This window comes from Rhizobium sp. 3T7 (assembly GCF_020166565.1).
Lineage (GTDB): Bacteria > Pseudomonadota > Alphaproteobacteria > Rhizobiales > Rhizobiaceae > Rhizobium.
On the sequence record NZ_JAIQXS010000021.1, the window covers coordinates 66,151 to 77,592 of the forward strand.

Sequence of the window (11,442 nt, forward strand, 5' to 3'; positions counted from 1 at the left end):
CAACACGCTGAGAATGTGATCGAACGCGTGGACATCCTCTCCTCGCCGCCCACGGCAGATGGCAAAACATTCAAGCGATTTCAAGAGTTTATGGAAAGATCGCCTTCAGCTATCCGTTTAATCGAGGAAAAGCTCGGCGTGCTCGAATGTCGACGCCATCGCGTCCTTTTCAGAAAGAAGCGGTGCGCCCTCGATCGGCCAAGCAATATTCAGAGCACGATCATTCCAGATCACTGCCCGCTCGTTTTCCGGCGAGTAGAAATCTGTTGTTTTGTAGAGGAATTGCGCGGAGTCGGAAAGAACGAGAAAGCCGTGGGCGAAGCCGGGGGGGATCCAGAGTTGCCGCTTGTTGTCAGCGGACAGAATCTCTCCCACCCACTTGCCGAAGGTCGGCGAGCCTTTGCGCATGTCGACGGAAACATCAAATACAGTGCCGTCCACAACGCGTACGAGTTTTCCCTGTGGTCGCCGTATTTGGTAATGCAAGCCCCTCAAGACGCCCTTTGCCGACTTGGAGTGATTGTCCTGCACGAAGCTGACGTCGCGGCCGACGGCCGCATTGAACCGGGCCTGATTAAAGCTCTCGAAGAAGAATCCTCTGTCGTCGCCATAGACTGTCGGCTCGACCAGCAGGACATCGGCAATTTCGAGCGGTGTTGCCTTCATCTGTCTTCAGCCTCGCTCAGAAGTCGCAGCAAGTACTTGCCATAGCCACTTTTCGCAAGTGGGGTGGCGAGGTGCTCAAGGTGAGCTCTGTCGATCCACTTGTTTCGAAACGCAATTTCCTCCGGGCAGGAAACCTTTAGGCCCTGGCGATGCTCCAGTGTCGAAATGAATTGTCCGGCATCGAGGAGAGAATCGTGAGTTCCCGTATCGAGCCAGGCATAGCCGCGCCCCATGATCTCCACGGTCAGGCTTCCTGCATCGAGGTAGCGGCTGTTCAGATCAGTAATCTCAAGCTCGCCGCGCGCCGAGGGCTTGAGCTGCTTGGCATAGTCGACTGCCCTCTCATCATAGAAATAGAGGCCCGTGACGGCATAGTTCGACTTCGGTCGGGACGGCTTTTCCTCGATGGACAGAGCCCTGTTCGCGTCGTCGAACTCGACGACGCCATAGCGCTCTGGATCGAGCACATGGTAAGCGAAGACGGTTGCGCCGCTCGCGCGCGACATGCCGCTACCCAGCAGGAGCGGCAGGTCATGCCCGTAGAAAATATTGTCGCCGAGCACGAGTGCGCTTGGCGACCCCTCCAGGAAGTCTTCTCCGATGATGAAGGCCTGGGCCAGGCCATCGGGCGACGGCTGCACGGCATAGGAGAAGTTGATGCCCCACTGCTCGCCGGTTCCAAGCAACGCCTCAAAGCGAGGTGTATCCTGCGGGGTCGATATCACCAGTATGTCTCGGATGCCCGCGAGCATCAGCGTGCTCAACGGATAGTAGATCATCGGTTTGTCGAAGACCGGCAGCAACTGCTTGCTGATTGCCAACGTCGCGGGATGCAGACGGGTGCCGGAACCACCGGCGAGGATGATGCCTTTTCGAGTCACGCCTGCAGCTCCCGTTCCTTCAGTTGATCGAGCATCCTGTCCACGTGCACGCTCCAGTACGGCAGATCCAATCCCAGGCGACCGGCGAGTGCATCGCTATTGAGCAAGGAGTTCCGCGGCCGCACTGCAGGCAGGGGGTATTCCTCGGTCGCAATCGGCTCGATGTCGGCAACATCAGTCCGCAAGGTGAACCCCAGTTCGCACGCACGTCGAACGACATAGGATGCAAGCTCATGCCAGCTGGTTTGGCCTTGCGCCGTCAGATGATAGATGCCGCCGTCAAATTCCCCTCGGCGATGGGCCGCGACTGCCAGTGCCGTAACGTCGGCGATCAGTTCGGCTGATGTCGGGGCGCCAAATTGATCGGCGACGATGCGCAGCGTCGGTCGCTCCCGCGCCAAGCGAAGAACGGTCTTGATGAAATTGGCTCCCGTCGCGGAGAAAACCCAGCTTGTCCGTAGTATGACGAACCTGCAGCCTGACGCTTCGATCGCTTGCTCGCCGGCTCGCTTTGATTGCCCGTAGACGTTCAGCGGATTGGTGTCGTCACTTTCGACGTACGGCGCCTCTTTCCGGCCGTCGAAAACGTAGTCTGTTGAGTAATGAACCAGCGTCGCGCCGCGGTCGCGGGCAAATCGAGCGATGATTTGCGGCGCTTCGGCATTAACCCGGAAAGCGGCCTCCGGCGTCGATTCCGCACGGTCGACCTGCGTCCAGGCGGCGGCATTAACGATAAGATCGGGCGCATGTTCCTCCAAGATCGCAGGGAGGGTCTCAGTCGCTTCCATATCGATGTCACGCCTTTCGAGCGCCGTCACCGCACCCAGCGCAAGGAGCGTTCGATGAAGTTCCCGGCCGACCTGGCCGTTCTTGCCAAGCAGCAGGATATTCATGCGTATTGCTTCGCGATCCAGTTGCGGTAGTTTCCGGAGGTGACGTTGTGCACCCAATCCGGATTATCGAGATACCAGCGAACGGTCTTTCGGATGCCGGTCTCGAACGTCTCGGCTGGTCGCCAGCCCAACTCTGCCTCAATCTTGCGGGCGTCGATAGCGTAGCGCCGGTCATGACCCGGGCGATCGGTCACGAACGTGATCTGATCCTGATAGGAGCTGCCGTCTGCTTTGGGCTTAAGTTCGTCAAGAACGTCGCAGAGCGTCATCACGACCTCGAGGTTCGTTCGCTCGTTCCAGCCCCCGATATTGTAGGTCTGTCCTGGCAAGCCGTCATCCAACACCCTTCGAATTGCGCTGCAGTGATCCTTGACGTAGAGCCAGTCGCGAATTTGCCGGCCATCGCCGTAGAGCGGCAAGGAGCGACCTGAAATGGCATTGTGAATGACGAGGGGGATGAGCTTTTCCGGAAAGTGAAACGGGCCGTAGTTGTTGGAACAATTGGTGGTCAAAACGGGCAGGCCGTAGGTGTGATGGTAGGCCCGAACAAGGTGGTCCGCTGCTGCTTTGCTGGCCGAATAAGGGCTGTTTGGCTGGTACCGATTTTGTTCGTCAAAGGCAGGATCACCCGCTCGCAGCGTACCGAATACCTCGTCGGTCGAAACGTGCAGGAAACGAAACCCTTCGCGATGCGCCAATCCGCCCCAATAGGCTCGCGCTGCTTCCAGTAACCGGAATGTGCCTACGATGTTGGTCTGAATGAAATCTTCCGGCCCATGGATCGAGCGGTCAACATGGCTTTCGGCGGCGAAGTTCACGATGGCGCGGGGTTTGTGTCGTGTCAGGAGGCTCGTCACCAGCGCACTATCGCCAATGCTTCCACGGACGAAGGTGTACCTGGCATCTGTCGAAAGCGAGGCCAGATTCTCACTGTTGCCAGCGTAGGTCAGCGCATCGAGATTGAGAACAGGCTCGTCGCTCTGCGCCAACCAGTCGAGAACGAAGTTTGAGCCGATAAAGCCGGCGCCGCCCGTCACCAAAATCATCGCTTCACACCCTTCACACAAACGCAAAACACAAACGATGACCAGCTAGTAGACATTCCTGCGATCAACCATGCTGACCATGGTCACAAAGACGATCTTCAGGTCAAGCCACAATGACCAATTATTGATGTACCAAAGGTCATGGCGAACACGGGCAGCCATTCGATCCACTGTCGGTGTTTCGCCTCGGCACCCGTTGATCTGGGCCCATCCTGTCAATCCGGGCTTGACATGCCGGCGCGATGCGTACTCGGCGATAAGAGCTCCATAGAGATCATCGTGCACCAATGCATGCGGACGCGGCCCGACGACCGACATGTCGCCTCGAAGGACGTTCCAGAATTGCGGCAGTTCGTCCAGGCTTGTCGATCGGATAAAGCCGCCCACTCGCGTGACGCGCGGGTCGTTGCGTGTCGCTTGGCGCACGTCCGTGGAATCTTCCATGACCGACATGCTGCGAAACTTGAGTATGCGAAACACGCGGCCACTATACCCTTTTCGCGATTGCACGAAGAAGATCGGTCCGGGGCTGTCTAGTTTTATGGCAACGGCAACCGCAACACAAATTGGGAACATGACAATCAGTGCAGCAATGGAAAAGGCGACATCGAATGCCCTTTTCAGTCCCCGTTCATAGAGATCGAGCGGTGGGCGGTGGGTTTGGAACACGCGCCGCTCCCCGACCATTTGCGCAGGGCCTTCGACGACGTCGCCGACGACACCGCCGAACATGACGCTTACCGGCACACAGAATTGGCGCAGAGTGGTCAGGCACTCCTCGAGCGCGCGCAAATTTCCATAGTCGCTCCACGCAACCAGCACTTCATCCACTTCGGCTATGCCATTCTTCTCATAGGCTTCGCTCATGGATGCCAGCGCCAGATCGGCTTCGGCAATTCGCATCGTATGCCGAACGGAGAGACCGCTGAGGGCGGCACGTTGAACAACCGATTCCGTCGGCATCGTGCTTGGGCAAATGAGAAGTACCCGTCGGGTGGGGAACGCTGCACGAGCAATCGCGCTGCTGAGGTGGCTATACCAGAACAGGCGCAAAGCGATCAGCCCACCCAAAGAGAGAGTTGCACCTGTGATGATCGAGCCACGCGGAATTTCCGCGTTAATCTTGAAGAACAAGATCACGGCCAGAAGAAACAGCAGAGCCGCCGGCAGAAACGCCGTGATCAGCAGCAACTGGCGGCGTAACGAGAACATCTCGCTCGGTCGGTAGGCATGGACGCTGAACATCGCCAACATGAAAATCGTCGCCACGAGTAAACCGATCCCGACATAAAGCGAAGGGTCGGCAACAGTGCCGAAGGCAATCTGCTCGTAGAGCAGATGACCTGCAGCACTCGCCGCAAGGAGAACGATAAAATCGACCGTTGCCGCGATGCAGGCAATCGCAATGCTGCTGAAACCGAACCATTTCCGGTCGCTTTTGACGGAAAGATGCGGGCCCCAGTTCTGTTCGACTGGAATGGTCATGATTCACACCCTCAACCCTGCTGTATAGTTAGCATGAGTTAAACGTGCCCAACAATTAACCTTGAATACGCCTTATTGCGTAACGCCTGAGACTATTGGCGAATATACTTTGCATTCAGGATCGCGAGATTAATTTTACGTTAGTATTTCCTCTTAATAATTGGATATTTAGCTTATTAAATACGTAAAGCAACGAAGTATTATATGTGCGTTGCTTGATGTTGGGTGGATCCTGGTGTGGTGGCGGAAATCAATCCGTATAGTTGACTAAGTTCGATGGAGAACAGCGTCATATTTCCTTAACTGCGCTGAAGTCGATCCTGGTGAAACCGCTGTGCTTAATAGGCGGCAGGCACGATGCCGGCATGATATGTGCTGTGGACATTGAGATATTCATCCGCGCGACCAAGTGGTGGTCATGCCACCCTAACAGCTCTCGGTCATGGTCGCAGAACATCCGCTGTTGTGCAGCGACAACATGACAGTCCTCGCCGATCGCGCGACGAGGCGTTGCCAGAGAAAAAATGCGCAATCGGCAAAGATATCGGTTCTGCCGGTCGCTGCTATCTCGGAACATCGAGCTTGTTTATTGCAAACGTATAGTTATTGCCCGTGCCCCCACGGGTAACTACCAGTTTGCGCGTCTTGGTTATGATGCGCGCGAAATTTCCCTCGGTCGTAATCGATCGCGCGGTCGAAATCGTGGCGTAGCTTTCTCCCGGGAATTTTTCCGGGCATGCCTTGCCGCCGATGGCATAGATGCGCGCGCCGCCTTTTTCGTAACGCTGTTGAATAGGCCTACCGCTAGCGTCGGCAAGAACCTTACAGCCGGGCGCATTTGGGACCGGAATAATCTGGTACCAGGGGCTGTCGGCCAGAACGCCGGGCACGGATAATGACAGTAGGGCGGAGGCAGCAAGGAATAGTCTCAACATGGTCCGGCTCCTTCATCGTCAGGAATGTAAAGTTATATTAGCTCATGTTGGTCGACAAGGTTATTTCGAACTACAGGAAGAGAAAAGAGACAATATCTGGTTGTCTACCAATGATTTGACATAGTCTTGTGATAGAATATTTGAAGATGCAAGAACATCCATTGATCTTGCCTTGGAGAAGCGCTGCTTCCACTGCCGACTAAATCCTTTGATGATCGCGGAGAGGTTCGAAATGACTCATGGATCTTTGGCGTTTTTTCTTGTTGCGCGCATATCGGTTTTCTGCAGCTGCGCCGCGTTCGCCAGTGCGAGTTTCGCGACGACGATTGATGTTTCTCCGTCGCCAACGCACGGCATCCAGGCTGCTCTCAATAGAGCACAGCCCGGTGACGTCATCCGGTTGAGACCTGGAGTATACTATGAGGATTTCAAGACGGTTCGAAACGGCAGACCCGGAAAACCGATCGTGATCACCGGTCCTCGCTCCGCGGTCATAAAGGGATCAGGCGCGTCGAGGGTGATCGAAATCAACCACGACTATACGGAACTGCGCGGGTTCACCGTCGACGGCAAATTCGGCGCCGGCAACACCAAGGGCAGCTATCGTGACAAGCTCATCTACGTGATCGGCAAGACGCGTGGAGACGGAGTAACGGGCCTGCGGATATTGAACATGTCCGTCAAGAATGCCGGGGGGGAGTGCATCAGGCTTCGCTACCAGACGCGCCGAAACGAGATTGCCTATTCACAGATTAGCAATTGCGGCCGTTATGATTTCGCCTTCAGAGACGGCGGTAAGAATGGCGAGGGCATCTACATCGGTACCGCCCCGGAGCAGCGGGGCGCCCACGGGGCTCCGGACCGATCCGTCGATGCCTCGGACGCCAATCACGTCCATCACAATATCATCGACACCAAAGGCAACGAGTGCGTGGATATCAAGGAAGGATCGAGCCGCAATGTCGTCGAGCATAACCAATGCTCCGGCCAGAAGGACAAGAACTCTGGCGGCTTCGATTCTCGCGGCAACAACAATGTCTTTCGCTACAACACCGTCAGCAATGTGCGCGGCGCGGGGGTGCGTCTTGGTGGGGACAGCGACAAGGATGGCATCAACAATGATGTCTACGGCAATACGTTTCGCAGGGTTGGAGTAGCGGTCGTGCGCGCAGAGCGCGGTCCGCAGGGCAAGGTGTGTGGCAACACCTCGCAGAGCAATTCCGAAAAGAAGGACAAGAAGAAGGGCAAGGTTCAGCTCGAGCCGCTAGCCGGCTGCTGACCGTTGCTTCGGTGGTAGCAAGGTGTCTCGGCTCAATTGGATGACAGCTTTTGGAGCGCGGCACGCGCCAGCGGATATCCACCCGCTGCCGACTTCTCCAACCACTGTCGACCTGTGGCGTCGTCCTGCGATTTGTCGGTTGACTGAAGCATCATCATGCCCAGAAGGTATTGAGCCTCCGGATCATTCTGTTTGGCTGCGCTTTCGCGATAGGTCTGCGCCGTTTCGAGCGAGGCAGTAACGCCCGTGCCGTAGTAGTAGGCATCACCCAACACCTTTGAGGCTGATGCGTACCCGCTGGCTGCAGCCGTTTGGAGGCTCGCGATGATCAGATCCTTCCTGCTCTTGTCGACATCTGAACGTGCGAGAGCCCGTGAAAGATAATCAATGGCGTCGGCGTTGCCGCGTTCCGCCAGCGTTTGGAATATTGAAATCGCCTCGTTGACAGCCTCCGGCTTGTCCCTCTTCCACAGGACCTGCGCCATGACCTTGAGCGCATTTGGATCAGCTGCTCGCCCCTCCGCCCGGATGGCGGCCATTGCTTCGTCTTGTACGGACGGCGGATAGTCGAGATTGAGCAATTGCTTCGCGGGTCTGCCTGCGTCCAGTGGATTGAGCGCGATCGATTGCAGAAGCAACTCGGAACTCACTGCCATATCCTCGGGCGTCTTGCTGAGCACGATGCGCTTGGCAATCTCGGTGTAGAGCTTTGCCCGGCGTGCCGGCTCAAGGCGAGCGGCCCATTTCTTCGCCTCAGAGATGTTCTTGGCGGTGCCTCGGCCTTCGGCGAGAGCAAGCGACGTTGCTTCGATGCCCTTGGCGTTTCCGACAACGGCTGCCCATCGGTACCACTTATAGGCAACCTCGTCATTTTGCGGGACATCCAGCCCGGTGTATTGAATCAGTCCGTAGGCCGCCACGCAGCTCTTGCATCCACGCATTGCCTCCGCCGCAAGCGAGCGCAGGACGGCCGGCGTTCTATCCCCAAAGACGTAGTCGTTCATGAGAATGCCCTTGGCCAGAAGCCGTGTAGCGTCTCTTGACGTTGGGACAGCAAGCAGAAGGGCGAAGCCATAATTTGGATCGCGTACCTTTCGGTCGGGTGCGGTAAGCGCCGCCGTGGCGATCAACAGGCGCTTGGGCAAGGGAAGTTTGACCGCCGCATTGACTTCGGGCCAGCCCTTTGCGATCCGCAGTTCTTGCCAATTCGCATATGTCTCGATCACGGGTCGCGGCGTCGGCTTCACGATCTTTGCCGCCTCGGCGGTCGCAATCGTTGCCGTTGCCATCAGAGCGGTCAGCGATATGCGTAGGATGCTCTTCATGACGCCTACTCCTGCATTGACTGTTCAGTTTGCCAAGTCAGTCGACTTGGTCAGCCAGCGTTGCGCCTCTTCGGTATCGGCTTTTGTGCCGAAGCCGATCTGCAACGCGATTGCATATTTCTCAAAGGCACCGCGGTAGCCCGCATGCGCCGCCTTCGAAAGCCATTCGGTGCTCTTGGTATCGGAGTGCTCAAACCCGTGGGTGCCAGCCGCGTAGAAGTCGGAGACGTTGAGCATGGCGGCTCCATTCCCGAGCGTTGCTGCCTTCAGGGTCCATGATTTTGCCGCTTGCGTGAATGCAGGGCTGCCTTCGGAGAGCCGCAGATAAAGCCTGGAGAGCAGCGTTGCTACCTGCGGTGAATTCTGCGCCGCGAGATCACGCAGCAATGTTTCCACCTTCTCGTCACCACTGGACGGGTCGTTGAGCGTGGCCTGTTGCGACAAAATCTCCGTCACCAGGCTTTCCAGGGCTCCTTCGTCGCCGAGCCGTGCGCTTCTCAGCAGCCACATGTAACTATTCTTCTGATCCACCGGCAGACCCTCGCCGGTGCTATACATGCGACCGATCTCGCGCATGGCCTCCCGCTTTCCACCCTCGGCGGCGTCCTTCATGAGCTCGATTGCCTTTGCTTTTTCAGCCGGCCGTTCGTTCAGCAGGAAACGGGCAATCTGGTATTCCGTGCTTGGATCCTTCGTTGGCTCGGCGATCACCTGATCGAAGAGACCGAGATAGTCCTGCTTAAACTGCGGCACGGTTCGTATCGCCAACGCGACCTGTATCTTTTCCTTGTCCAGGCAAAGCGGCCGGCTGAGGGCAGCTTTGAGAATGGTCGCTTGCTGCTCGGCATCGCTTTCGATTTCGGCTTGCTTGAGGAGCGCGCGCAAGTCGCCTGTGGCGTTCGCCCGGGCAAGCCATCGCCGCCAATCCGCTCCGCCACCGTCAGTGGCGGCAACCTTCATGTCCACCAGCCGCAGCATTGCCGAGATGCTGCCTTTGGACGCCGCCTCGACGAAGAGGGCTGTCGCCTTTGTGGGATCGGGCTCAAGCGTTGGATCGGGGTCGATGTAAAGTCTGGCCAACTCGAAGAGCAGGTCCGGATTTCCGGTCGGGGCCGATGCCTCCAGCATCGCTCTCGCCTTTATAGCGTCGCGCTTCTCAGGAGCATCAGGTGACAGAGCCGCACGCGCCTCCGTCAGTGTTGCAACTCCGGGGTCAGCGGTCATCGCGCGCTGGCGCCAGGTCTTAGCCGCGGCCGCATCCTTTTCCGTTCCCTGGCCATCACGGTAAGACAGGCTGACCCGCATCATGGCTTCGACATCGCCTTGCTCGGCGGCTTGCGTCAGAAACTTGGCGGCTGCTGCGTTGCCATCAGATGTGCGCTTGGCAGATGCCTCGTCTGCAAGCGTCAGCAGGCTTGCTGCGTTACCTGCCGCGGCCGCCTTCTCGAGCCAGACACGCGCCTTGGCACGGTCCTTTTCGACACCCGCTCCACAGAAGTAGAGCGATGACAGTTCGCTCATCGCGACACCGAGACCGTGGTCGGCTGCCGCGCTCAGATATGTCAACGGATCCTTGTCGAGCTTTATAGCCGGCTTTTCACCCGACGCGAGCTTGTAAAGCTCGAAGGCGGAACGTGAAGAGCCAAGATCTGCGGCCTTCACCAGCGTCTGCTTGGCGAGTTCGAAATTCGGTGCGCCGGCGCTACCGCGCGCGTAGATGATGCCGAGTTGTTCCATCGTGCGGAGGCTGACGTCTGGCAGCACGGCCGCCTTCTGCAGGCTCTGCAGTTCAAGACCAGGATCGGCTCCGGCCCCATAGGCCCCACGATAGTAAGCGGCCTTCATTTCATAAGCGCGCGGGTTGCCGCGCTCCGCTTCCTGAGCCAGCAGTTTGAATGCTTCGTTCTTGCCGCTTCCATCTGGTGGGGTTGAAAGCAGGAGATCCGCAAGGGTCAACCGGCTTGCCGAGTGCCCGAGTGCCGACGCTTGTCTCAAGAGCCCGACCGCCTTTTGCTGGTTGGCGGCGACACTGCTGTCTTGCAGGTATCGGCGTGCGAGTGTTGACATTGCCCTGACATCACCGAGTTTCACGGCAGCCTGCAGCCATTGTGCCGAGGTCTGTTGGTCGTCGAGCCCCAGATCGGGGTCGATCAGGATGTCGGCGAAGCCGGTCAGGACGCTGCAATCGCCGGCGCCCAATCTATCGGACATCTTCGAGATCGCACGGTTCAGATAGAGGCGGTTGGCGTCGGCAGTCTCTGCCAGTTGTGGATTCCGGTAGTAGAGACGCGCAAGCTCGAGTTCGGCGGCCGGATCGCCGGCGTTTGCTGCCGCAGTGAGATATCCCTGTGACTTCTTGAGGTCGACTGGTAAGAGCTCGCCTTCGCGATAGAGCCTGCCGAGAAAGGTTCCCGCCTCGATCGTCCCGCGTTTGATCGCCTCCGTCTCGACCCTGATGATTTCATCGACGCGCAGAGAAGCGTTGTCGTCGTCGGCAAGAATGCGGCCGTAGAGATGGAGTGCGCGACCCGCTCCGGCAAATGGTACCTGGCTCAGGTAGAGGGCAATGCGTTCAGCGGTCGCCGGGCTTCTCTGATAAAGACTGTAGGGGCTGAACAGCGTTTGCGCATCCTGCAGCATGTCGTCGGGCGAGAGTGTGCCGGTGCTCTTTCCGTCCCAACGGTTCCAGTTGCGAGGCGCGGGCACCGCAGGCGGAGTGACACACATCTGCGCGTAGTCAAAATCCGGGCTCAGAGGGATCAAGGTCTCAGTGGCGGCGATGGCGTTCGTCGCCAGAACGGGTGTGCAAAAGGCAAGCGTTGCGGCGAGCGCGGTTCTTCGGAAACTTCCAAGCCGGCGGCCGACAGCCGCACTCCCAATCTCGTTTCCGTTGGACATTGAAATGCTACCTCATTGCTTCGGACCGTCGTCA

At 57.8% G+C, this 11,442-nt stretch carries 9 protein-coding genes; 1 reads left to right on the forward strand and 8 read right to left on the reverse strand.

All coding sequences use genetic code 11. The annotated features are described in order from the left end of the window. Positions 1-117: 117 nt before the first annotated feature. From rfbC to K9B32_RS23605, 6 genes are all read right to left on the reverse strand, one after another. On the reverse strand, positions 118-666 hold the full coding sequence (rfbC, locus tag K9B32_RS23580; RefSeq protein ID WP_224566559.1) for a dTDP-4-dehydrorhamnose 3,5-epimerase: 549 nt from the start codon (positions 664-666) through the stop codon (positions 118-120). Further along, complete coding sequence (gene rfbA, locus K9B32_RS23585) at positions 663-1,547, reverse strand: glucose-1-phosphate thymidylyltransferase RfbA (protein WP_224566561.1); 885 nt, start codon at positions 1,545-1,547, stop codon at positions 663-665. The genes rfbC and rfbA overlap by 4 nt, the downstream gene beginning before the upstream one ends. Continuing rightward, complete coding sequence (rfbD, locus tag K9B32_RS23590) at positions 1,544-2,440, reverse strand: dTDP-4-dehydrorhamnose reductase (RefSeq protein WP_224566563.1); 897 nt, start codon at positions 2,438-2,440, stop codon at positions 1,544-1,546. The genes rfbA and rfbD overlap by 4 nt, the downstream gene beginning before the upstream one ends. Further along, positions 2,437-3,486 carry a dTDP-glucose 4,6-dehydratase gene (gene rfbB, locus K9B32_RS23595; protein WP_224566565.1) on the reverse strand — a complete coding sequence of 350 codons (1,050 nt, stop codon included), beginning with the start codon at positions 3,484-3,486 and terminating at the stop codon, positions 2,437-2,439. Before rfbB ends, rfbD begins: the two co-directional genes overlap by 4 nt. Positions 3,487-3,531: 45 nt before the next feature. Beyond that, entirely contained in the window at positions 3,532-4,971 is a 1,440-nt protein-coding gene (locus K9B32_RS23600) for an exopolysaccharide biosynthesis polyprenyl glycosylphosphotransferase (protein ID WP_224566581.1), read from the reverse strand. A gap of 563 nt (positions 4,972-5,534) precedes the next feature. Next, positions 5,535-5,906: a hypothetical protein gene (locus tag K9B32_RS23605; protein WP_224566583.1), complete on the reverse strand. Its 372-nt coding sequence runs from the start codon at positions 5,904-5,906 to the stop codon at positions 5,535-5,537. A gap of 466 nt (positions 5,907-6,372) precedes the next feature. On the opposite strand from K9B32_RS23605, the gene K9B32_RS23610 reads away from it, so the two are divergent. Next, positions 6,373-7,185, forward strand: a complete 813-nt coding sequence (locus K9B32_RS23610; protein ID WP_224566585.1) for a hypothetical protein — start codon at positions 6,373-6,375, stop codon at positions 7,183-7,185. A gap of 32 nt (positions 7,186-7,217) precedes the next feature. On the opposite strand, the gene K9B32_RS23615 is transcribed toward K9B32_RS23610, so the two are convergent. Both K9B32_RS23615 and K9B32_RS23620 read right to left on the reverse strand, forming a co-directional pair. Continuing rightward, the gene (locus tag K9B32_RS23615; RefSeq protein WP_224566587.1) at positions 7,218-8,510 is read right to left on the reverse strand and encodes a tetratricopeptide repeat protein; all 1,293 of its coding nucleotides are present in this window, start codon (positions 8,508-8,510) and stop codon (positions 7,218-7,220) included. Between the two features lie 24 nt (positions 8,511-8,534). Beyond that, positions 8,535-11,408: a tetratricopeptide repeat protein gene (locus tag K9B32_RS23620; RefSeq protein WP_224566589.1), complete on the reverse strand. Its 2,874-nt coding sequence runs from the start codon at positions 11,406-11,408 to the stop codon at positions 8,535-8,537. Positions 11,409-11,442 lie beyond the last annotated feature (34 nt).